The organism is uncultured Victivallis sp., from assembly GCF_944391105.1.
GTDB lineage: Bacteria > Verrucomicrobiota > Lentisphaeria > Victivallales > Victivallaceae > Victivallis.
This window is the reverse complement of the sequence record NZ_CALXSK010000002.1, coordinates 125,122-149,396: the sequence shown is the minus strand read 5'-3', so window position 1 is coordinate 149,396 and position 24,275 is coordinate 125,122. Positions and strand designations below refer to the sequence as shown.

The 24,275-nt window shown below is 54.2% G+C and carries 16 protein-coding genes and 2 pseudogenes; 12 read left to right on the top strand and 6 right to left on the bottom strand.

What is annotated here, in order from left to right; genetic code table 11:
• The first annotated feature begins 245 nt into the window (after positions 1-245).
• The 3 genes from Q0K10_RS01680 to Q0K10_RS01670 all read left to right on the top strand — a co-directional run bounded on the left by Q0K10_RS01680 (position 246) and on the right by Q0K10_RS01670 (position 8,569).
• The gene (locus tag Q0K10_RS01680; protein WP_294502319.1) at positions 246-7,418 is read left to right on the top strand and encodes an Ig-like domain repeat protein; all 7,173 of its coding nucleotides are present in this window, start codon (positions 246-248) and stop codon (positions 7,416-7,418) included.
• Between the two features lie 33 nt (positions 7,419-7,451).
• On the top strand, positions 7,452-7,589 hold the full coding sequence (locus Q0K10_RS01675; RefSeq protein WP_294502317.1) for a hypothetical protein: 138 nt from the start codon (positions 7,452-7,454) through the stop codon (positions 7,587-7,589).
• A gap of 449 nt (positions 7,590-8,038) precedes the next feature.
• Positions 8,039-8,569, top strand: coding sequence for a hypothetical protein (locus tag Q0K10_RS01670; RefSeq protein ID WP_294502315.1), 531 nt, complete (start codon positions 8,039-8,041; stop codon positions 8,567-8,569).
• 270 nt (positions 8,570-8,839) lie between these two features.
• Here the strand turns inward: Q0K10_RS01670 and Q0K10_RS15555 are convergent.
• Positions 8,840-9,083: pseudogene (locus Q0K10_RS15555) on the bottom strand (transposase); the annotation flags it as partial.
• Between the two features lie 365 nt (positions 9,084-9,448).
• On the opposite strand from Q0K10_RS15555, the gene Q0K10_RS01665 reads away from it, so the two are divergent.
• Complete coding sequence (locus tag Q0K10_RS01665) at positions 9,449-10,312, top strand: hypothetical protein (protein ID WP_294502312.1); 864 nt, start codon at positions 9,449-9,451, stop codon at positions 10,310-10,312.
• A gap of 65 nt (positions 10,313-10,377) precedes the next feature.
• Positions 10,378-11,082, top strand: a complete 705-nt coding sequence (locus Q0K10_RS01660) for a hypothetical protein (RefSeq protein WP_294502310.1) — start codon at positions 10,378-10,380, stop codon at positions 11,080-11,082.
• A 90-nt stretch (positions 11,083-11,172) separates the two neighbouring features.
• Here Q0K10_RS01660 and Q0K10_RS01655 read toward each other — a convergent pair whose 3' ends face one another.
• Genes Q0K10_RS01655 through Q0K10_RS01635 form a run of 5 tightly spaced genes read right to left on the bottom strand, consistent with a single transcriptional unit; the run spans position 11,173 to position 18,056 of the window.
• On the bottom strand, positions 11,173-11,898 hold the full coding sequence (locus Q0K10_RS01655; RefSeq protein ID WP_294502307.1) for a hypothetical protein: 726 nt from the start codon (positions 11,896-11,898) through the stop codon (positions 11,173-11,175).
• 26 nt (positions 11,899-11,924) lie between these two features.
• Positions 11,925-14,357, bottom strand: a complete 2,433-nt coding sequence (lon, locus tag Q0K10_RS01650; protein WP_294502305.1) for an endopeptidase La — start codon at positions 14,355-14,357, stop codon at positions 11,925-11,927.
• A 33-nt stretch (positions 14,358-14,390) separates the two neighbouring features.
• Positions 14,391-15,695, bottom strand: a complete 1,305-nt coding sequence (locus tag Q0K10_RS01645; RefSeq protein ID WP_294502302.1) for a folylpolyglutamate synthase/dihydrofolate synthase family protein — start codon at positions 15,693-15,695, stop codon at positions 14,391-14,393.
• Between the two features lies 1 nt (position 15,696).
• A complete protein-coding gene (locus Q0K10_RS01640; protein WP_294502300.1) occupies positions 15,697-16,899 on the bottom strand; it encodes a hypothetical protein in 1,203 nt (400 codons plus the stop codon).
• Between the two features lie 59 nt (positions 16,900-16,958).
• A complete protein-coding gene (locus Q0K10_RS01635; RefSeq protein ID WP_294502298.1) occupies positions 16,959-18,056 on the bottom strand; it encodes an aminotransferase class V-fold PLP-dependent enzyme in 1,098 nt (365 codons plus the stop codon).
• A gap of 150 nt (positions 18,057-18,206) precedes the next feature.
• Here Q0K10_RS01635 and nifS point away from each other — a divergent pair, with 150 nt between their 5' ends.
• The 7 genes and pseudogenes from nifS (at position 18,207) to Q0K10_RS01595 (ending at position 24,215) form a co-directional block, all read left to right on the top strand.
• Positions 18,207-19,403: a cysteine desulfurase NifS gene (gene nifS / locus Q0K10_RS01630; protein WP_294502295.1), complete on the top strand. Its 1,197-nt coding sequence runs from the start codon at positions 18,207-18,209 to the stop codon at positions 19,401-19,403.
• A 115-nt stretch (positions 19,404-19,518) separates the two neighbouring features.
• Complete coding sequence (locus tag Q0K10_RS01625; protein ID WP_294502293.1) at positions 19,519-19,800, top strand: DUF493 domain-containing protein; 282 nt, start codon at positions 19,519-19,521, stop codon at positions 19,798-19,800.
• Between the two features lie 200 nt (positions 19,801-20,000).
• On the top strand, positions 20,001-21,206 hold the full coding sequence (locus Q0K10_RS01620) for a hypothetical protein (protein ID WP_294502290.1): 1,206 nt from the start codon (positions 20,001-20,003) through the stop codon (positions 21,204-21,206).
• A 26-nt stretch (positions 21,207-21,232) separates the two neighbouring features.
• Positions 21,233-21,361, top strand: coding sequence for a hypothetical protein (locus Q0K10_RS01615; protein ID WP_294502288.1), 129 nt, complete (start codon positions 21,233-21,235; stop codon positions 21,359-21,361).
• On the top strand, positions 21,358-21,519 hold the full coding sequence (locus Q0K10_RS01610; RefSeq protein WP_294502286.1) for a hypothetical protein: 162 nt from the start codon (positions 21,358-21,360) through the stop codon (positions 21,517-21,519). Before Q0K10_RS01615 ends, Q0K10_RS01610 begins: the two co-directional genes overlap by 4 nt.
• A 240-nt stretch (positions 21,520-21,759) precedes the next feature.
• A complete protein-coding gene (locus Q0K10_RS01605) occupies positions 21,760-22,926 on the top strand; it encodes a type III PLP-dependent enzyme (protein ID WP_294502284.1) in 1,167 nt (388 codons plus the stop codon).
• Positions 22,927-22,989: 63 nt separating this feature from the next.
• Positions 22,990-24,215: pseudogene (locus tag Q0K10_RS01595) on the top strand (FAD-dependent oxidoreductase).
• The last annotated feature ends 60 nt before the right edge of the window (positions 24,216-24,275 follow it).

The following is a 24,275-nucleotide window of genomic DNA, read 5'->3' as shown; positions in this document are numbered from 1 at the left end:
TCGAATTCTGAGCCGAAGTTACGGCAAAAACGGAAAAAAGCGGGCATTTTTGTAAAAAAAGTGTCAATTTCACGCGAAAGCTGTTTGCAAATGAGTTTGGCTATGCTATAATTTACAGTGTGTGGTTGTGTTCTTGTGCCTTGAGAGTTTGAACATATCTTAATCAAAATGAGGATAGATGGAATATGCTGTATGAATTCGTAACATCCGTAGGCTATAGCTATATTGGAGCTCACGGGAATCTCGTGTTTCTCGATGGAGCGGGCTTCGACATCGGCGGCAGCTGGTATTATACCTACACAACCACGCCTTATTTGACGTCCGACGATACGAAACCCTATTACACCCCGATCAGCATGTCGGGCGGCAGCCGGGTAACGCTCGGTAATACAGCAGACAATCAGTCTATTGCCGACCAGCCATACAATTTGTATTACAGCGGGGCCAACCTCCAGGGCGAAATCAACATGGTCAATTTCTCCGGAGATGGAGAATTTGATTTTTCCCCAGTTACCGGTAACGGGGCCGCGGGTCGTGTTGATAAGATTGAGCCTCAGAGCCAGATCATCTGGACCAGCAATGTTGTGGATACCGAAAACTACACTTGGGCGAAATACAAAAATTCCATCATTCCAGGAACTCAAAACACCAGTGCCTACGGTGTCCGCAGTTCGGGGAATCTGGACGTTCTCAGCGATATGAGCGCCCAGTTCTTCACTACAACATCCCTGTACATGGGGTATTACCGCGATACTACGGTTCAAGACATCGCCTACATCGAATCTACTTCCAGCAACGTTTCGAATGCGGCGGCGTTCCGTGTCGGCAGCATGTCGATCGACAACAATTTCACGGGGCTGCTGCAATCGAACAACACGAGTTTTTACGTTGTCAACTACAATGCTTCGAATCTGAACAGCAACCAGATTACCGCCTACGGAATCTGGTCCGATGGCACGGTCAATATCACTGGAGCTTATCGCGGTGAAATCGTCGCGACGGTCGGTAATGTCGATCTCCACAACCAGACTACCGGCATTAAGGATGACGCCGCCAAAAATGCCAACGTCAACAGTAATGTGATTCGTGCCATCGGTATTCAGGGCAGCGACCTCACATTTGGAGCATTCGACGCTCCGGCGGCGGGCGGCAGTTCCATCCAGACCGTGGTGGACGGGGTCAACCTGGTGGCGAAGTCCACCGGCGGCGACGGTTCTTCCGCATCCGCTATCAACAATGCGATCTATTCGATTGCGATCAACGGTTCGAATATTACCTTCAATGATAAATTCTCCGGTGTTCTGACCGCCGAAGTTTCCGATATCACGGTAGGGAGATCCGGCGGGGAAACCTCGAGTTACACGGGAAACTCCTATAATCTCTACGGGATCAATGCCTCCGGCAAGTTTATTGCGAACAAGAACTTCGACGGAGCGATCAACCTGACGGTGGACGCTCCCTACACCTCATCGCAGAATTGTGAAATTTACAGCAACATCTATGGAATCCGAGGTGACAGCATCACTGTCACAAACGGTTATTTCCGCAGCGACGTCACGATTTCCGTCAACGACACTCTGATCGGCAAGCGTTCTTCTTCAGAATATATTTGCGGATTGCGTGCAAACACGATCAACGCCGCCGCATTCGATGGCGACATCACGATCAACAGCAACCGCTCTTCGACAGTAACGGCTGGAATCCTGGTCGACCAGTACTTTACCAACGGCAACGATGAGAGTTTTGACATCACGGGCGATATCGACGTCACGGCCGGCGTTGCGGCGGGAATCCTCGGCAATACCGGAAAAAACATGAACATCCGTATTTCCGGAAATGTCAAATCCAGCAACTATGCGATTTATGCCGGTATGCTCATCACCGCAACCACAAGTGTGCGTTACAACACTGATGACCGGGTTGAAATTGCAGCTGGTGCTCATGTTGTGGGCGACATCGAGCTTTATAATGGTCGAAATGCCATTGTAATCGACAGCAATGCGCGAGTGGAAGGCAATGTCAACGCCAGTTTAGGTACAAACAACGTTGAATTTGTTCTGAACGATTATGCCTTTGTCATTGATGACGAAGGAAACCGGATTCAGGCAGTCAACGACGATGCGATTTTAACGAGCAACACTCTGATTGATTCGACCGTACACTTCACGGTCAATCTGAACAGTGTCGACCTTTCCAACGGTTCGCGATCCTATAAGCTCTACTCCGGCAATCTTTGGGGATGGGGGAATCAGGTTCTTGCGGTCAAGTATCAGGGCAAAAACTACGACATTCTGGCCGACGGCGGTTCCTACGATCAGGACGGTGTTTCGTTCTCGTCGGCAATCGTCAATGGTGAAGTGATCTTCACCGTCAACTCGTTGCCGACCGACGTCGCGGAACTGGATCAGGTCAAAAACCTTCAGGAGTCGTTCGACGTTGACAAGGGGACCGTGACCCTGAGCTGGGAAGCGGACGGAACGCAGGGCAGTTTCGAAGTCGAATACCGCATCGTCGGCGGCAATTCGACCGGCAAAACCATCGTTCAGTATGTCTCGGGCAGTCAGGAGAGCATCACCCTTTCGAACATCGAAGAGGGGCAGACCGTCGAATGGCGCATCCGTCAGAACATCGGCAACGGCGACCGCACCAGCGTCTGGAGCGACGGCGGCGACGTACTGATGACCAAAGAAAATTACGTTTACAGCAAGGTCGAGAATGTCGACTTCGAGTTCAGCGGCTTCTCCGCCGCGTCCGCCGTGGCGAACCTGACCTGGACGCCGGGAGAGGAGTACTCGGAGGGGCTCATCGGCTACGTCGTGCGCTACGTCCAGGTAGACAAGCGGAAACCGGAGGGAGTCAACTGGGATACCACGGCCTACATGGAGAAGTATGTGACCGCTCCGGAACTCGTGGTCACGGGGTTGACCAACTTGAAATACTTCTACTGGCAGGTGCAGGCAATCGACGAGGTCGACGCGAACGGCAACTGGGTCATCAAAGATGAAAACTGGGTCGACGGTGAAATCTTCAAGGTCTACGACGACGACACCACCGCCCCGTGGTTCGTGAATGGCCAGAGCGCGATTCTGGACAGCGGTGTCACCTGGGCCGATCCCGCGACGGTCGATCCGCAGGAAACCCACACGATGGATCCGACCCTGAGCTGGGAAAAAGCGGAAGACGACCGTTCCGGCGTGAGCCGCTACACGATCCGCTTCCGCGTTCAGGGCAGCAACGGCGAGTGGACCTCCTGCGACATTCCGGTGGAAGACGACGATCAGCAGATCTACAACTTCCAGCTTTCGGAGTGGCTCAAGCAGAATCCGGCCTCCGGCCTCCAGCTCCTGGAGAACGCCACCTACGATTGGCAGCTGACCGCGGTCGACTACTCCGGACAGGAATCCACCGCGCTTACCGGAGTGTGGACGCAGGAAAACAAGCAGCCGGTGCTCGATGCCACAACGGTGATCTCGACCTCGTCGTGGGATTCGAAAGCGAACAACATCTACGTCACGATCACCTGGGATCCGGCCGTAACCGAGGAGGGATACTCCAAGGTTCTGCGCCACGAAGTGCGCTACCGCGTCGCCGGCAGCGACGACGCCTGGACGACTCAGGTCATCAGTGTGAAAGACGATCTCTCCTGGGCGGGCAACCTCGCAAATCAGGACTGGGAGTACCAGCTCGTTGCCTACAACGTGGCAGGAAACGCCTCTGTCACAATCAACGGCACCTGGCTCTGCGACAATGTCGCTCCGGTCTTTACGGACTCTTCGTTGCTCAGCGCGACGAATGACTACGATCTGACGACCAGAACCAATTCGCTGGTCTTTACCTGGTCAAACGCCACCGACGAAAACGAACTCCGGCCGAATTCCGGCATGGACCGCTTCGAGCTGGCGTACTACGACCTCGAAGGAAACCGTGTAATTCTCAAGACCTTCGACTGGAACGAAAGCAACGAACTCTACACCTACGCGGTCACAGTCGGCAAAAACGGGCAGCTCGCGCTTGCGGACGGCTCCTACAAGTGGGAAGTCACGGCTTACGACAACGCAGGAAACGCCACGACTCTCGACGGCGGCACATTCCTGATCGACACGGCCGCCCCGACCGGTGCGCTTTCGAATCTCGTCTCCGACGGTCTCATCAATTATGAAACCACTTCGGCAACCGACACTTCGAGTGGACGGACATCCGGTTTCGGTGCGAAGCCGGACACCACCACCTCGGGAACCACGATTGTGGAAACGGTTACGAGTATCTATATCGATTTTACGTTCGACAGCACCTACACGGACAATGCCAGCGGGGTTCAGTATCTGATTCAGGTCTGCGACAACAACAAATTCACCGGCGACCGGCTCTATGAGTTTGTCACCAGCGAAACCACGCTGCGTCTTGACGGGACGAACGGCTACGGCGCAGGCTGCATGGCCAACACGCCGACCCATCAGGTTTACTGGCGCGTTCAGGCCATGGACTCCATGGGCAACGGAACCGGCAACTGGTATTATGGCGACATGCATTACTTCATCGGCGAAGGGATGACCGATTACGCCACCGATGTCGATACTCCGACCGACATCACGTCAACGACTGTTTCCGTGAACAAAAATACGGCGACGCTGGGCTGGACGGCCTCCACGGACATCTTCGGGGTGGAGAATTATGAGATCACCTACACATTGTCCGGCGGCCAGTCCACGACCATCACGGTCTCGGCGAAGGAAGTATCCGACGTTCTGACCCTTGCGGACGGCGTCTACACGTGGAAGGTTCGCGCGGTCGATTACGTCGGCCACGCCAGCGCCTGGACCACCGGCAGCAAATTCGAAGTGGACAGCACGGCTCCGATCTGGGTGAACGGCGCCGGATTCGCCGTCAACTCCATCGCAGGTTCGAAGGACATCGCGTTCTCCTGGAATGCAGCCAGTGACAAGAACCTTGCCGGCTACATGCTTGTGGTCAGCAAAAAAACCACTTCCGGCTACATCACGCAGGCGCAGTACATCTACGATCCCAAGGCGACAAGCTACATCCTCTACAATCAGGAAGACGGGGAGTACATCTTCACCCTCTATGCGGCCGACTCCTTCGGGAACGTTTCCGAAGCCAGCAAGGATATCACCGTCACGGTTGACACCTCGGGCGACGCGGGCGATACGCGGAGCACCGCAAAATTCCTGCCGTGGGCAACAAACGACAAACAGACCGTCGGCGGAACCGACACGGTTGACTGGTTCACGGGAACCTTCGACGGGGCGGCGACGCTCTCGTTCACGGTTTCGAACGTCACGGACCTCAACGGCAAAAATGCGGGCGTGAAGCTGAATCTTTACGACAGCAACGGCAAGAAAATCAAAAGCTACTCGGTCAAACCCGGAACTACGACGCTGGACGGTGTGCTGTGGGATGTCTCCAAATACGGCAGCAAATACTATCTCGAAGTGGTTTCGAGCAACAAGAATTCGACCGTCAACTATACGATCAAGGCCAATGAGGATCTGTTCCCGGCGGCTTCCTCGAATAACAACTTCAGCTCCGCCGAACTGGTCTCGCTGAATGCTGCCGGAACCGGAACGAGCGCGGAGGACCGCTGGGTCGGATTCGGTGACGCCGCCGACTACTATAAGTTCACCACCAGCGGCAACGGCGCGCTCACGATCGATCTCAATATGCAGCCGCAGAGCACGAAGACCCAGTACAAGGTCTCGCTGTACAACGCCGACGGCAAAAAACTCAAGAACGTCACCGTCAAGGGGGAACTCGGTTCGGTCGAAAACATCTTCAAGAACGACATTCTTGCGGAAACCGGCACCTACTACCTCGTTGTCGAATCCGGTGACAACGGCAAGGGGCAGCAGAACGGCTACTACGACTTCGTCATCAACGATGACTACTTCCCGGCCGCATCGTCGAACAACGACTTCAAATCCGCCGAGCTGGTCTCGCTGGATGCGAAAGGCACCGGAACGAGCGCGGAGAACCGCTGGGTCGGCTTCGGCGACGCGACCGACTACTACAAATTCACCACCGACGGCAACGGCGCAATCACGATCGACTTCAACATGCAGCCGCAGAGCGCCAAAACTCAGTACAAGGTCACGCTGTACGATGCCACCGGCAAAAAGCTCAAGAACGTCACCGTCAAGGGAGAACTCGGCTCTGTTGAGAACATCTTCAAGAATGAGATCCTCGCACTTGAAGGAACCTATTTCCTTACGGTTGAATCCGGCGACAAGGGCAAGGGGCAGCAGAACGGCTACTACGACTTCGTCATCAACGATGACTACTTCCCGGCCGCTTCGTCAAACAACAGTTTCGGGACTGCGGAACAGATTGCGCTGAACGCTGCCGGAACCGGAACGAGCGACAAGAATCAGTGGGTCGGCTTCGGCGACGCAGCCGACTACTTCAAGTTCACCACGACCGAAAACGGTGCGCTCTCGATCGACTTCAACATGCAGCCGCAGAACGCCAAGACCCAGTACAAGGTCTCGCTGTATGATTCGGCAGGCAAGAAGCTCAAGAACGTCACGATCAAGGGCGAACTCGGCTCTGTTGAAAACATCTTCAAGAATGATGTTCTCGCTGTTGCCGGAACGTATTACCTTGTTGTTGAGTCCGGGGACAAAGGCAAGGGGCAGCAGAACGGTTATTATGACTTCACCATCAATAACGATTATTTCCTCGATCCGCAGGAAGTGAATGATGGGAAGAGTTACACGGTTTCGTCATCGATCAACACGTCGATCTCCGGCTGGGTCGGCTTCGGCGATGCGTCTGACAGTTACACCATCGACGCGGCGGCTGGCAGCTACTCGATTTCGATCAATGACGTAACCGCCCAGCTCAAGGTCACGCTGACCGATATCGCCTCCGGCAAAAAGATCAAAACCTGGAATGTCAAGGAAGACCAGATGCTGATCTCCCCGGCACTTGGGAACTCGCTGTTGAAGGGGGATACGCTCCTCACCATCGAATCCGGAGACAAGGGCAAGGGCAAGCAGAACAGCGATTACAGCATCAGCATCGTTGCCAATGAGATCTTCCCGGCGCCGACGACCAACAATGATCTGGCGAGTGCCACCAGCGTGAATTTCGGTAACGTGAACACGTTCGATCTTGAGAACGAGTGGATCGGTTACGGAGACGACACCGACTTCTTCCGCTTCGAACTCGATTCGGCGTCAAGAGTCGACTTTGATCTTGATCTCGACAACAAGGCGCTGACGGTCGGCAAGGAAGTGAAAGTCAAGCTCTACAATGCTGCCACCGGCAAGACGTTGGGACTTGACGGGGCATTGACCTCAACCAACACGCTCGAAGCCGGCACTTATGCGGTATCGGTCGAAATCTCGAATCCGGATAAGAACTGGACGTCTTACGATCTCGGCATCACCAAGCTGGCGTAACGGCAACACTCCACCGGCGGATACATTCCGCCGGTGAGAGCGTCAACCGGAAAAGTTCAGGGAGAAAACCATCTGGTTTTCTCCCTGTTTGTTATATTGGTCGAATACTGCGACGTGCATCTGATCTGGAGCATGGACATTCTTGAGCAGGTGCATCGCGGCGTGCATTAATCGAAGGCTTTCCTGCGTCGGTCAATTTGATTTATGATTCAGAAATTCTGATTTGCAATCAGAATTTTCCATGCTATCTTACTCTTATTGACAGAATATGATGCATTGTTGCATCATATTGACTGTCAATTTATTAACAGGGAGAAAAGTGTCACCTGTTTTTTACTGAAAAACTGAATCATTTATTCCCGCACATGACAGTTTGCTCGTAATGCAACAGTGCGATTTGCAGGTTGTACCTCGTCTGGATTAGCAAAGTTATTTGCTGCTGCCGCGCTAAGGAAAGGTGCTACCGCGTACGGAACTAAATATTATATTGCGATCAGTTCGGATAATAGATTGATGTATGGCTCCCAACTTGATGATGAAAACAATTTCGTACCAAATAGCTATAAGACTACCACTGATCTGTTCTCTAGCGAGGTATGGGAAGCACATGGAGGCAGGTTATGATGAAGTTTGGTAATGCTAAATCTTCCTTTATTGTTCTGATATGTCTGGTTACTGTGTCGTGTCGCGAACAAGTTACTTCCTCAAAAATGTTTTCATTGTATGAGGGAACCGAACACATTATTTCTATCATTTCAAATACGTACTTTACTGTTCAGGTTTCACACTGGGAAAATGTTAGCATGCGAAATACTGAATATTCAGAAGTGCAATCTGCAGAAATAGTTGCCTCGTTGTTGCCTATATTGAAAAAATGTACTCCAACAGTAATCAAGAAGAAATTAACACCTTCTGAGTATGAAACACAATATGGAATTCCTATCGTTGAAATAGCACCTCAAGGGGTTGTTTCTTTGCGATCTATTATAGATTCATCTAAAAATATTGAAATCTCATGCAATAATACATACGGACCGTATCCAAGAATCACTATCACTTGTAAAGAAATTATTATAACTTATACATATGAGGATGCCGTTCAAATCAGGGATGGAATATGCGGGATTTTAAACAAACAAGTGAGGCAGTAATGCAGATGCGATATTGCAAACAATATACAACTCAAACGTGGAAGAACATCTTCCAGCCATTTTCGGAATGGAATTCCATTTGCTTTGCAAATTGCAGCAAATGAATATAGGATCGCCAGATTCTGTCCACCGGTAGTGTTCGAAATTTTGCGCACATTTGTTTCTGAGCGATTACAGATGACAAACGTGAGTTGGCGCAGCCGAAGCAACCGACCGACCTGAGAGCTCCGGAGGAGCAGGTCGGTTGCGCAGGCGGAGCCTCCCGTCTTTTTACCTTATACCACCTTCGTAAAGTTTGCAAGTATTCATGTACTGCCGAGTGCCCCATTTTGTTGTGGAAATATGTCTGAGCCTGGCTCCGACCAGCATCATAGCCGAGTACCCATCCGGAAAGCTGCCGACAACCCGGGTACGGCGACATAATGCGTTCGAGACCGTTATTTGTCCGCAACCGGCTCCAGTGCTCATACGGGAAATCCATATAAGACAATGTCTCCTCCACGCTGGTTTCTACAAAACTTGTAATCCGTTTCAGCTTCAATGATCAGCTTTGTTTTCTTGCGCTGGTCTGTTTTCCTTTCGATTGATTGTTGTGTGATGACTGTAATCAATCAGAAAACAGGCCCTTGTTCAAGTGCCCTCTCTCAAAATGTGCGCAAATTTCCGGAAGTTATCGGTCAATTTGATTTATGACTCAGAAATTCTGATTTGCAATCGAAATTTTTCATGCTATCTTTCTTTTATTGACAGAATAGATGCAATGTTGCATCATATTGACTGTCAATTTATTAACAGGGAGAAAAGTGTCATCTGTTTTTTACTGAAAAACTGAATCATTTATTCCCGCACATGAAACAGATTTACAGAAAGCAGACAATTATGAAGATAACTTTTTTACTAATATCTTTTCATATCGCCTTTGTCGCAAATTGCATCGCTACTGAAGTGAACGATCATGACCTCTACTCATTTGCGTTTCTACTATCCCCAATAATAAATGAATTGCCCCAAACAAAAGATATTAATCCCGACAAAGGGGAATGGAAAATTTTCTCCCTTCAGGTAGCTGATTTAGACTTTGATAAAAATGTTCATGCTCGATATGATAATGCTGTGAGTATTAAAATTAAAGAGTATGACAATGTTGTTTTCAATGTTTATTTTATCAAAGATATTGCAATGAAAATTGAAAAAATAACCTCACCTTCCATGGAAATCACTTACTATAATCGAGATATTCCGACAATAAATAACCCTAATTATTATCCGATAGAATATTCATCTGCATCTAATACTGCATATCGAAATTTAATAAAATATGGTGATTTGCTTTTTTACTTAAAAATTGGCGAAAACAAAATTGGGTTAAAAAAAGTACAACTTGGTAAAAATTCGTTGGCCATATTGATAAAATATTATAATCATAATTATATACAAAACTTAAGTATAGTCAATGGGGCATTATATAATGTTGCAACAGGCAAAGATCCGAACGAAAAATCGCCGTGGGGAAAATTATTCTTTTCAGTTACGATGGCGCAAAAGAAAATTGTTGCTGGTACGATAAAGATGGAAGATTTAAATTTTGACTGCTCGTTCTTCCCTGCTGGCGGTCTTAAGCGTTGTATATCTGGAACAAACGGGACATGGTCAGACGTAACAATCTGGGATAAAAAAGGTAAAATTGTCAAGCAACTCTCTTATCATGATTGGATAGAAATAACAAACCGTAACACAAAATGACCAATGTAATTTTCAACAGCGGTTTTATCGGTCTTTTGATATGGTGCCGTCAGTACGGTATATTGATGAGAGGCGCAATCAAGAACTATGAGTCACCAAAGAGCCTTAATAAAATGCATAAAATAAAAAAAGCATATATTGTCTTTGGAGGTATTTTCATTTCGTTATCAGGTTTAACAGGATGCAATGTAACAACCCCTGACCGCAATGCGGTACTAGTACGTTTTTGTTTTCCAGATCCTCAACAATATCCTTTTCTTTCTCTTGAAAACATGAGGAAAGGTACTGGAGAAGAAAACGATCCTGTTTCTGAATTTTCTGTTGATGGATTGTCTATCAGCCAAAAGCAAAAATTATTAAAGGATGGATATGAGGAAAAATATAAATTAAACGCGAAAATTTACTTATTCAGTTTATCTAAAAAGAATTCCCGGTGGATGCCCATTCCCACGTATAATATATCCTATATATTTCCTGGAGAATATTTTATACCTGAAAAAAAGGAATACTATGGGAGTACTGAAATAAAAAACACAGAAGAAGTATTGATCATTTTATCCCCGGAAAATAATCCATTTACAATCAAAGTATTAATCATTCCAAACAATAAAAATATTGCTCCTCGTTTTTGTATAATGCATTTGGATTCTTCACAAGCTTCTGTTCAACGATATGGCATGAAAAAATATTTTCTGATTTTCGACTATACACTGAATTTTCCGGAATTCTCCATTGTTTTGCCCCAATGGGATTCCTGGACAATTTTATAATTGCGGTTGGCCCCGAAAACGGGACAACCGCAAAATGGCAGCGTCCGCCCACGGGAATCCGAAGTTCCACTTCGCCCGCTATCGTGGTGATCAGAGCGTCCGGATAATCGACGATGCCGCCTTGTCGCCCGGTACGAAGAGCCCGACTTTCGCGGACTTGTTGAAGTTGATCCGGGTGCGCCAGCCAGGGCCGAAAAGGCCGATCTCGTCGGTGTAATAGAGGTCGTTCTCCTGCTTGAAGCTGTTCACTTCGAGTGTCCGGAACGGCTCCGACTCACCCGGCTTCAGGAATTCGGCCTTCAGCGGGAAATAGTGATTCCGGGCAATATAAACCCTTACTTGTTCGCTCTTGTCAGGAGCCTCAAGCAGCACAACCCGGCAGGGGACTGCCCGGACAATTTCAGGCTCAAGCTCCTTCAGAACCGGGTAGAAGAGAAAGCTCATCGTCAGATCCGAGGCACGCACCCCCATGTATCCGAGCATCGGATTCTCCTGACGGCTCCCCTGCATCGGAACGACGCTGGTCTCCGAGTCGCCGGAGTTGCGGGTCTGGCCGATCAAATACCCCTCTTTATCGCCGATGATGATCTGTCCGGTCATGCGTTCAGGCTGAAGAATCACCGCGAAGTAGATCGATTCGCTTTTCGGGGCTTCCCCGCTGCGGCGGTGCTGAATCTGCCCCTCTAGCGCAGCGTAAGTTGCCGTCGGATTCGGGAATCGCACCCGCTCCATGAATCGATCGAGCGGCAGCTCCTCCGCAGCGGCAAGCAAGGCCGTCCAGACCGCAAACAACACCAGCAATATCCAACGTTTCATCGGGCAAACTCCTCTCCAGGGTTACCTTATTTTTTCTTTCGTTCCACCTTCCGCGCGGGAGAGAACGCGACCTCCATCGCCTCTCGGAAATCGGAGACGAAGTGAAATTCAAGCTTTTCCCTGACCATTTCGGGCAATTCGAGCGCATCCTTGCGGTTCTCTTCCGGCAGCATGACCGTATCGATCCCGGCACGCAGCGCGGCGATCACCTTCTCCCGGATGCCGCCCACAGCGGTCACGCGGCCGCGCAGCGTGATTTCTCCAGTCATGGAAAGGCGCGGGCGCAACGGTATGTTCCGCAGATGCGAGATGAGCGCCATCACGATGGTCACCCCCGCGGAAGGACCGTCCTTCGGCGTCGCGCCGTCCGGAACATGGATATGGAAGTCATGCTCCGCGAAGTACGACGGTTCGATCCCCCATTCTCCGGCATGAGCGCGCACAAGACTGTACGCCGCCTCCGCCGACTCCTGCATGACCTTGCCGAGCGAACCAGTGAGCTTCAGCCCTCCCTTGCCGGGGATCGAAATCACTTCGACCGGCAGGATCACGCCGCCGCAGCTCGTCCATGCCATACCGGTCGCACAGCCGGGGCCAAGATTTTCGGCGGCCTCGTCAAGGATGTATTTTCGTGCGCCGAGCAGCTCCTGAACGAGAGCGGGTGTGACGGAAACGGTCGCATCCGGAGCGATTTCCCCTTCGACGATACGGCGGGCAATGCGGCGACAAACCTGGCCGATACACCGCTCAAGTTCGCGAACACCCGCTTCGCGCGTATAATGGTCGATCAACTCATCGACCGCCGCAAGCCGGAAACGCACCTGTTTCGGCTTGAGTCCGTTGGCCTTGATCTGACGGCCGACGAGGTACCGCTTTGCAATTTCGCGTTTTTCATACGAGGTGTAACCGGGCAGCCGGATGATCTCCATACGATCCTGAAGCGGCCCCGGAATCGTGTCGAGCAGATTCGCCGTCGCGATGAAGAACACCCGGGAAAGGTCGTAATCAACCTCAAGATAGTGGTCGTTAAACGAGAAATTCTGAGCAGGATCGAGCACCTCCAGCAGAGCGGAAGCTGGATCCCCGCGGAAATCATTGGCAAGTTTGTCGATCTCGTCAAGCATGAACACCGGATTTCCGCTGCCGGCTTTTTTCAAATTCTGGATGATCCTTCCGGGCAGAGCGCCGACATAAGTGCGGCGGTGGCCGCGGATCTCAGCCTCGTCCCGGACACCGCCCAGGGAGACGCGGATGAAATTCCGCTTCATCGCCCTTGCAATCGACTGTCCAAGCGAAGTTTTGCCGACGCCCGGCGGGCCGACGAGGCAGAGAATCGGCGCCTTGCGGTCCTCCCCTTCCTTGAGTTGAAGCACGGCAAGAAATTCGAGAATCCGTTTTTTTACATCCTCAAGTCCGTAATGATCCGCGTCAAGCACCTTCTGCGCCTCCGCACAGTCGAGACGATCCTCGGTGAATACGCACCAGGGCAGATCGAGCAACCAGTTAATGTAGGTGTAGGAGATATGATACTCCGGCGCAGCCTGCGGAATCACTTCGAGCCGGGAAAGCTCCTTGCGCACCACGTCAAACACGTGCTGAGGCAGTTCGATGTTTTCAAGCCGCTCTTCAATCTCGATGATATCCGGATTGCGGCTGTCTTCACCGAGCTCCTGCTGAATCGTGCGAAGCTGCTCTCGCAGAAAGAATTCACGCTGCTGACGACTCATCGCCTGATGCACCTCGCTCTGAATCTTCATGCCGAGTTTCAGAACCTCAAGTTCCCGGTTCAGCAGAATCGCAAGAACCTCCAGCCGCTTGCGGATCGCGGTCATGGAGAGCAGCAGAATTTTCTCGGCATAACTGATATTGAGTGAATCAGCCAGCAGATCGGCGAATCGTCCGGGCGACTCGGCGTTGAGCACCGCGACCTGCAGTTCCTCGGGGAATCCGGGCATGGCGGAGGCAAGCTCCTGAAATGCGACGGTCACGGATTTCTGCCGCGCCCGGTTCTCCGTATCCTCGTTTTCCGCCTGGGAGTCGGTGAACAGCTGAACTCTGGCGACGGAGACGCCGTTGACCAGTTCGATCTGGCGGCAGAAAATCCGCTTGATTCCGCGCACAAGAATCCGGACGGAACCGTCCGGAAAGTTCAACTCCTTGACCACGCGGACCAGAACACCGACTCCGCCGTAGCGTTTCTCCCGGTACACGAAGAGCTTCAGCGGAACCTGCACCGGCAGCATGCCCAGCTCCTCGTCACCGGGCAGTTCCGGGAAGATCGCAAGAAGCCGCTCCTGCGCCATCGCCTGACGCAACGCGGAAAGATTCTCCTCATCGACCTGGAGCGGCGTGAGGCTGAACGGAAAAATGACCGGATCGCGCATCAGGAAAAGCGGAACGGACTGCTCCGCTTTGACCGAACCGAGCCCGGTAACGGAAATTGTCGAGGAATCTGCCATATCGTATCTGCTCCCTTTCTACGGAGAAAATGTTCATTCAAGATTTAAAACCGCGGCGGGGTCGACGGATGCCGACAGCACATCTCCAGCCAGGTAGAGGGAACCGGCTGCGACAACCCGTCGCGGAGCATCCTCATAAGCGAGTTTCAGCGCAGCCGCCGCGTCCGGAGCAGAAGCGAACTGCGACTTGACACCGCTCTGTTTCGCCAGCGCGATCAGTTCTTCGCCACTGTAGCTCGGGCGATCGGACTCCCTGAGCGGAACAAATATGAATTTTGCGGCAAGTTCCGCAAGAAGCCGCAAACCGCCCGCGACGTCCTTGTCCCTGAATCCGGCAAACACCACGGTGAACTTCTCACCGGGGAAAGTCTCCTTCAGCGCGGCGCAGAGCGCAGCGATCCCGTCCGGGTTGTGCCCCCCGTCGACGATCAGCCGTTCATTCACCTGCTGGCAGCGGCCCGGCCAGCGACAGGTCGCAAGCGCCCGGAATGCCCGGTCGAGATCGATTCCGAGGCGCGGCGAAAGTTTTTCCAGCACAAGCGCCGCAAGCCGGAAATTCCGCCGCTGCATTTCCCCCATGAGCGGCAGCGTGATGCGGCGGCCTTCGTAATCGAACTCCTGCACGGTGCGCGTCCCGTCGAATCGGCGCGTAACCGGTTTGAAGTCCTCCTTCGAAACCGGGAAACAGTCACATCCAAGCTCGCGCGCCCGTTCGGCGATGACGCGCCGCGCCTCATCCGGCATGACGCCGGTGAAAACCGGGACGCCGGGTTTGGCGATGCCCGCTTTTTCCGCAGCGATTTTTTCGATCGTATCGCCGAGATAAGCCTGGTGATCAAGCGCGATCCCGGTGATGATCGACGCGATCGGCCGGACCACATTGGTCGAGTCGAGACGGCCTCCCATGCCTGTCTCCCAGATCACAATGTCGACCCCCGCCCGCGCGAAAATCATCGCGGCGAGCACGGTCGTGAACTCAAAATAGGTGAATGTGAAGGAACGCCCCGTCTCCGCACGCGCCGCCTCGGCCAGTTCGGCCGAAAGAGCAAGATAATCCTCCTCGGAAACCGCCAGACCGTTCACGCGAAAGCGCTCGCGGATGTCAATCAGATGCGGAGAGGAGTAGAATCCGGTGGTAAAACCCGCTCCGCGCAGCATACATTCGAGCATTGCGCCCGTGGACCCCTTGCCGTTCGTACCCGCGATGTGAAGGAAGGAAAGTTCCCGTTCGGGATTCCCCACCCGGCGCATCAGTTCACAGCTGGCCTCCAACCCCGGCTTGATCCCGAACATCGAGAGGGAGTCGAGATAGCCTCCGCCGATCTTGCCGCAGGACATCTCAACGCCTCCCGGCACGCGACCAAGCGGGCATGGAGAGATTGAACGGAGTCGAAACGAGCAGCCGCACCTTGCCGGTCCAGCTGTCGATCACATAAAGCGCCGAACGGCGGCCGTCGGAGCGCTTGCAGACCACCTGCCGGTTGTCCGCCGCCCATGCGGGAGACTCCCAGACGCCGGGTTCGTTCGTGATGCGGGTGTTCTCGCCGGTTTCCAGATCGTAGACGGCGATCGTGTAGGCGCCCTGAATCCGCGTGGCATAGACGATCTTGTTGTCGCCGGACCAGTCCGGTGTAACCGCGTCGGAACCGACCGCCTTGAGGACGCGGCGGTTGCGTCCGTCTGCGGAAATGATGTTGATCTTCGGGACGCCGGTCTCATCGCTGACGAACGCGATCTCGCGTCCATCCGGACTCCAGCACGGCGAAGCCTCCACCGAAATGCTGTTGGTCAGCCGCCGCGGCGTACCGGGCCGGTCGGCCGGCATGACGTAGAGATCGACCTTGTGATCGGGGCTGAGAATCACGGCGAGATTCCGGCCGTCCGGGCTGATCGCCGCACCGCTGTTGATGCCGCGAAACGAAGTCAGGACGCGGCTGCGTTTCGGATTGAGCTGGGTTTCGATCACATCCATTCCGGCGCGGTTGTATTTCGAGTAACCGATCGAATTGCCGTTCGGGAACCAGCACGGCTCCACGCAGAGCGCGTTGAAATTCGTGATCTGTCTGATATCGCCGCCGTCGATATCGCAGGTGTAGATGTTTTTAACACCGGGAGCGGTCTGGGCGCAGAAAGCGATCTTGGTGGAACAGAATCCCTTGACCTTCAACTCCTTGAAATTACGCTGAATGATCGCGTCAACCGTCTGCTGGGCAAGACGCCGCCGGTTGCCGGAAAGCGTGACGCTCCAGCTCCCGACCGGAGCCCCGCCCGTGGTGAGCGTAAAGACGGCCCGGTTGCCGGAAAGGCTGCCGGTCAGAATGTATTCCGCCTTCGGATTCCGCGTGAGATCAAACCAGCCGCAGACGCCGAGAAAGGTGGTCATCTCCTTCGAAAACTCCGGATCCCCCTGGACTCCGGCAAAATAAAGTTCCGGATTCGTCCGGACGTTCTTCGTAATGACAATAGTCTCCGCGGACGCGGTAAAAACGGTCGTCGACGCAGCGAAAAACGCCGCAGCAGCCAGAAACAGAACTTTCTTCATGGTTTGACTCCTTGATTCCACAACGCTGAATGACTGTCAACGGGTAACATAACCCGCAATCACCAGTTTTTCAACACGTTCCGGAGAGCTTCAACCAACTTTTTCCCATCATCGACGGTCGACTCGGGACTCAGACTCACCCGGAGCCCCGACCACGCGTCGCGCCCCCGGTAGCCGAGAGCGCGCAATGCGGCGGAGGATTCCCGGGATTCCGAAGAGCATGCGCTCCCCGCGGCGACCATGATTCCCGCCTCCGACAACATCCGGACCACGACACCCGACTCGACTCCCGGCAGCATCACATGCAGGATGTACGGGGAGGCCGTCTCCTCCGGAATCGTGCAGAAACAGCGCCCTCCCCCCGGCAGCTCCACCCGGGAAAGCGCCCCCCGCAGGAAGCGGTTCAAATCACGCACACGAACCAGCGCTTCGTGCATTTCCCGACAGCGCAGTTCGGCGGCAAAGACCATTGCAAACAGCACCGGAACTTCCGGACGGCCGCACCGGTATTCGACGTGGCGGTACCGGTGGGCGAATTCCAGGAACGATTTCGCGCAGGGGGCATGTTTGTCAACCAGAATCGCCGCGCCGCCCGGGGCCCCGAATTTGTGACCGGAAATAACATAAAGATCCGCCGCGTTTTCCGGCAGCGGCAGCCGTCCGGCCCCCTGGATGGCGTCGAGGATCCGGACACCGCCGGGCGAGGAGGCGAAGAGAGATTCCGGCGCTTGAAGAACACCAAGTTCGCTCTGCACAAGATGGAACGCGGCGAACTCCGCCTCCGCCGCCTCCGGGATGAGCGTGCCGTCCCGCCGGGGACGCAGCAGAGCGAGCCCTGCCGCGGTCCGCTGCAGATTCGCCGTCAACGCGGGATGCTCCAGCAGCGAGGAGAGCCCCCGCCTGCCCGCGACAACCGGAGAATCGGCGATGAGCCGGAACAGTTCCGTTCCGTTCATTCCCCAGACCACGGCGTACTCCCCCTTGCCGAAGAGTGCGCCCGCCAACCGCTCCGCGGCGGCGTCGAGCCTGCGCCGGGCCTCATATCCGAGCCGATGCGCCGCCTCCTGGTTGGCGAACTCCTCCGCAAGCAAAGAGGAGAAATATTCAAGCACTTCACGGGGGGGGCGCGCCGCCGCCGCGTGATCGAGATAAACCATGACAGACAAACCCTCCTGAGATCCGTTTTCCATGCGTTTCTTCTATAATATACCATTATTCCCTCGAAAAAGATTGACTTTTCGGAAAAATATGGTTTATTTTATGAAAGACAATTGACGTCCGACAGAGGGAGGAGGTTTCCATCCATCATGAATCAGAATAAAATCATCTATCTGGACAACAACGCCACGACCGCGGTCGATCCGGAGGTGTTCGAGGCGATGCGTCCGTTTTTCTGCGAACGATACGGCAATCCTTCGAGCATCCACCGTTTTGGGGGAAGCGTTGCCGCGGACATTGAAGAAGCGCGGCGGCAGGTTGCCTCGCTTCTCGGCACGAGCTTCCGCGACAACGACGGGAATGCCGCGGAGATCATTTTCACGAGCTGCGGCAGCGAAGGAGACAATGCCGCGATCAACGCCGCCGTCACCGCCCGGCCCGGGCGGAACAAAATCGTCACGACCATCGTCGAACACCCCGGCGTACTCGCCTACTGCCGGGAACTCTCGCGCCGCGGATATAAAATCGAATACATTCCGGTCGATGAACGCGGCCGTCTGGATCTTGCGTATGCGGAACGTGCGATCGACGAATCGACGGCGGCGGTTTCGGTCATGTGGGCGAACAACGAAACCGGGACGATCTTCCCGGTGGAGACGGTCGCGAAGATGGCCCACGCGAAGGGGGCGCTTTTCCATACCGACGCGGTGCAGGCGGCGGGGAAGGTTGCGATCGATCTTGATTCCAGCGAAATCGACTTCCTTTCGATTTCGGGTCATAAGCTGCACGCGCCCAAAGGAGTTGGTGCGCTGTTCGTGCGGAAGGGAACCCGGTTCAAGCCGTTGATTTTCGGCGGCCATCAGGAAAAGGGGCGCCGCGGAGGAACGGAGAATGTCGCCTCCATCATCGGCCTCGGCCGCGCCTGCGAAATCGCACGGAAGAACCTCGTGGCGGAAAATATCCAGCTCACGCAGCTGCGGAACCGGCTCGAAGAGGGGGTTCGCGAACGGATCAGCCATATCAGGGTCAACGGCGATCTCGAGAACCGGCTGCCGAACACTTCATCGATCAGCTTCGAATACATCGAAGGGGAGTCGATCCTGATGCTGCTGGACATGATGAATATCTGTGCGTCGAGCGGCTCGGCCTGCACGACCGGCAGTCTGGAACCATCGCACGTGCTGCGCGCGATGGGATTGCCGTACACGGCCGCGCACGGGACGATCCGTTTCAGTCTGTCGAAATACAACACTGCGGAAGAGATTGATTTTGTTGTGGAAGCGCTTCCGCCGATCATCGAACGGCTGCGTGCGATTTCACCATACTGGGAAGGGAGGGACAAATGAGCGGGCAGAAAAATTCTGCATGCCCATGCCTCAACACCGGCTGTTCCCGTCACGGCGACTGCCGGGCCTACCAGGCCTACCACCATGGCAAAGGGGGAAGGAGCAGTTGCGGAAAATGAGCGAAGAACCGATGAAGATACGCGGCGAGGAGCTGAAGTTCCCGGTTGACTGGGAATATCGGATCATCGTCGACGCCGCCCGGGAGGAAAATGTCCGGAAAGAGGTGGAAGGCTGCCTGCGGTCGCACGGAATTTCCCCGACAATTCACGAGGGGCTTCATTCCGGGGGAGGAAAATACCGGACGCTGAAAGTTCCGGTGACACTTCTCGACCGCGGAATGATGGATTCGCTCAGTGCGGATCTGGCGAAAATCGAAGGAGTGAAATTTCTGCTGTAAATGCGGTCGGACAGGGGGAAGAAACGTTTTTTTCAAAAAAAAATCGATTTATTTGCCTGTTCAGCGCTTTTTGGCATTTGACAATGCATTTTTGTCGTGCTAATGTTCAACAGCGTCATAACGGACGTGTTTTTTGTTTGTCAACCAGGTTTTAACATACAAACGGCAAATTCAACCAAAATCAGAGTGGGAGAGCCCCGATGAAAGCAGTCAACGTCGTATTGAGTATCCTGATTCTTCTGCTTGCGGCCGCGAGCGCAGTCTTCTCTTATTTCCTGTTTGAGAAGCGCAGTCAGATGGTCGAAGGCTGGAAGAAGATGGCAACTACGATCAACCAGAGCGCAAAGGAAATGGACAAAGGCAGCGGCACCAAAGTCGGCGACGCCCTGACCGTGGAGGCACTCTCTCATGAAAACTATGCGGAACTGGATCAGAAGCTCGCCCAGCTGACCACCCAGAGCCGCGCTCTTGTGAAACAGCGTGACGAACTCGCCAGCGCTCTCCGCCGGATCGGCTCGATCGTGGAAATGAAAAATGTTCCCCAGGAAAAGAACCTGAAGGAAATGACCACCTACTCGACGGCGAAAGACGATGTCGTCAACGGAGCGGGAGATCTGATCAGCAACCGCAACAAGATTGTGGATCGCATCGTGAGCTCCGCCCGCGCCAATCTGAATCTCACGCTCGACTCGAACAAACTGCGCGCCGCCGACCAGTCGGAACTGGAAAGATTTGCGAACCGCATGAATCAGTTCGGCAAGGAGCGTCGCGACTTTGAAAGCGCTCTGACGGAGATCTACCGTCAGTGCAACGGCCAGGGGGCGTTGAACTTCTCGGGCAATTTCACCGGAGAACTCAACAAAGTCAAGCAGGCCGTCAACGCGATGAAAGGCAAACTCGACGAAGCGAACCGCACCATTGCGGCCCGCAACCAGGAGATTCAGCGCCAGAACAACCAGATCAAACAGCTGAACGGTCAGCTTGACACCGCGAAGAAAAACCTCGACGAGAAGGTTTATCAGCTTGAAAGCCTGCGCGATGTGCTCGGGCTCAACAAGGATGAGAAGATTCCGATGCCGTGGAAGCCGGGTTCGCCGGAAGCGCGCAAGATGGTCGTCGGCAGGGTGGTGGACGTCAGCTCGAAGTACGGTTTCATCACGATCGACCTCGGAACCGAGTCCACGGTTCCGCAGCAGCTCGGGAACAAGGTTGGAAACGTCAATATCGCCATGGCTCCGGGTCTGGAGATGATCGTTTCCCGCGGAGACCTGGAGGTTCCGGCCTCCGAGTTCATCACGAAGGTGAAGATCACGAAGGTCGACAAGAGCTGCTCGATTGCGGAGCCGTTCGGGGAAGAGAACGGAACCGTGGAAATCGGTGACAAGGTCTGGTTTGACATCAAGTAATCAACCGTTACCGGGAGGATACGCAAGTGTTCAATTCGAAATTCTTCACGGTCATGATTATTCTGACCTTCCTCGCGATGGGCGCGACAGTGGCGTTCCAGGCGCTGGAGATGAGTGAATACAATCTCTTCAATACGATGTTCGCTTCCAAATGAAGAGAATATTGCTGAATACCGCCGCCGCAGTTCTTGCGGCGGCCTTTTTCTGCCTCGGGTTCGGCTGCACGGAACAGGAGCGGATGGGAATGAGTCCGATTCCGCAAAATGCGCCGGCCTCGTGGGAATTGCAGCCATACGGCCCGATTCAAAACTGACCAGGGACTTTTCGTCCAGCTTTCCAGTCGCAAAAATCGGCATTTTTTCCCGTTTCAAAGTTGAAAACGGGAAGAATGGAGCTACTTTTAAAAGTTGTCAAAAACCGGGTAAGCAGAGAACACCCGGTTTTCATCCGGTCCCGGTTCTCAGGAACAGCCGGGCGGCCGGTTCGCCCCCGCAGCAAAGCGGCGAATCGGAACATACAGGAACGTTCGTGATTAGGAAAGGTCGAAGAAACAATGCGGATTGACGTTCTGGACTACTACACCAAAGATGACTGGCTTCTGATCCGGGAGGAGGCGAAGAGTCATCCCTCCCCGTTTCTGGTGGTGAATCTGAATATCATCAAGAGGAAATATGAGGAACTGCTCGCTCATTTCCCGTTCGCCAAAATCTACTATGCCGTCAAGGCCAATCCGGCGCCCGAGGTGATCGAGCTGCTGCGTGATCTCGGTTCTCATTTCGACATCGCCTCGCGATATGAACTGGACAGGGTGCTGTCGCTCGGAGTGACACCCGACCGGATCAGTTACGGCAACACCATCAAAAAGCCGTCAGACATCCGTTATTTTCATGAGAAAGGGGTTTCGTTGTTTGCAACCGACAGCGAGGCGGATTTGCGCAATATCGCCAAGGAAGCGCCCGGCTCGCGCGTTTTCTGCCGGATTCTGACCGAAGGCAGTGAAACGGCGGACTGGCCGCTTTCACGAAAATTCGGCTGCCATCCGGACATGGCGATCGATCTGATTCTGCTGGCCCGTGAAATCGGCCTGAAGCCGTGCGGGGTGAGTTTCCACGTAGGTTCTCAGCAGCGCGACATCGGTACCTGGGACTCGGCGATTGCCAAAGTCAGGTACATCTTCGATTATCTTGAAGGCGAAGGGTTGAAGCTGACGCTGATCAACATGGGTGGCGGCTTCCCGGCGAACTACATCTCCAAAACGAATGAGATGACGGTTTATTCCGAGGAGATTACCCGTTATCTGGAGGAGGACTTCGGGGAGGACGCTCCTGAAATCATTCTCGAACCGGGCCGTTCTCTGGTGGCCGAGTCGGGAGTGCTGGTCAGCGAAGTTGTCCTCATCAGCCAGAAGTCATCGATGGGCGTCGACAAGTGGCTCTACCTCGACACCGGCAAATTCAACGGTCTCATTGAAACCTGGGATGAATCGATCAAGTATCCGCTCTACTGTGAAGCGCGCGGGGAACCGTGCGAGGACTTTATCATCGCCGGCCCCACCTGCGACAGCCAGGATGTGATGTACGAATATTTCCGGAATCCGCTCCCGGCCTACATCAAGGCGGGGGACCGGGTATACTGGCTCACGACCGGAGCATACACGTCCAGCTACTGCTCAGTGGAATTCAACGGATTTCCACCGTTGCCGGTCTACTTCGTCAAGTAGAAACGGCTTTTCGGGCGGGGGAGTCGATTCCCCGCCTTTTCGGACAGGACGCAGGAGACCGCCATGCGGATCATGCGGCCAGCTGCGGAAGTTCCGGTTCGCAACCGGACGGAGGTATTGGTTGTCGGCGGAGGGCCGGCAGGGTTCGGAGCCGCGGTCGCGGCCGCGCGCGCCGGCGCGAAAGTGACGCTGATCGAACAGGGAGGCATGCTGGGCGGCATGTGGACTCTCGGGTTGCTCAGTCCGTTCTTCGACAACCTGCATCAGGACGGATTGAACCGCGAACTGCGGGAAGGCTCCTGCAGCGCAACTCCTGGGGCGGCTTGTGGAACATGTCGTTCGATTCCTGCGAAATGGCCCTGCTGCTCGACGAATATGTAACCGGGCTCGGCATCGACGTGCTGCTCTACACAATGGGAACAGATCCGATCCTGGAAGGAGACAAGCTCAAAGGAGTTTTCCTCCGGAATAAATCCGGCGAACAGGCAGTTCTTGCGGACATGGTAATCGACTGCACGGGAGACGGCGACATCGCCGCGCGCGCCGGCGCGCCGTTCCGGATCGGCCGCGAGAATGACGGCGTCTTTCAGCCGATGACGATGATGTTCAAAATCGGCGGGCTCCGCCCTGACTACGAGCGGGATGACCTGCGCAGCTGGTATGATGCGCTCATCGAGCGGATGCCGGAAAAGGAAATTCTTGCGGAGATTCCCTACGACAATCCCGCGCTCATCACCCTGCCGCGCCGCGGCGAGGCGCTGATTCAGTGGACGCACGTGAAGCGCTGTCTCGGTACCGACGCCGAGCAACTTACGGCCGCAACGTTCGAGGGGCGGCGCCAGGTTCGCCGGGCGCTCGAGTGTTTCAAACTTGTACGGGACAAACTCGGTGACGTCTATCTTCTCGATCTCCCCGCCGTGATCGGCGTACGTGAAACCCGGCGAATCACAGGGGAGTACATCATCAGCGAAGAGGATGTGAAAAACGGCGTCCGCCAGCCGGATGCCGTCTGCCGCGTCCATTTCGGCGTGGACATCCATGAACCGGAACAGACCAGACAGACCTGCTGGAAACATCCGGGATTCGACATTCCGCTGCGTTCGCTCATTCCTCTGAAGGTCGAAAATCTCATGACGGCAGGGCGCTGCATCTCGGGCAGTTTTGCCGCGCACGCGGCCTACCGTGTCACAGGGGACTGCCTCAGAATGGGCGAAGCCGCCGGCTCTGCCGCGGTGGCGGCAATCCGCGCGGGACAGAGTATCCGCAGTTATGCCGCCAGGCGGCTCTGATGCGGAAGGAAGCCGGTTGCACGCTCTCTCTGAATCCGGAAATGCAAAGAAAAAAACGAG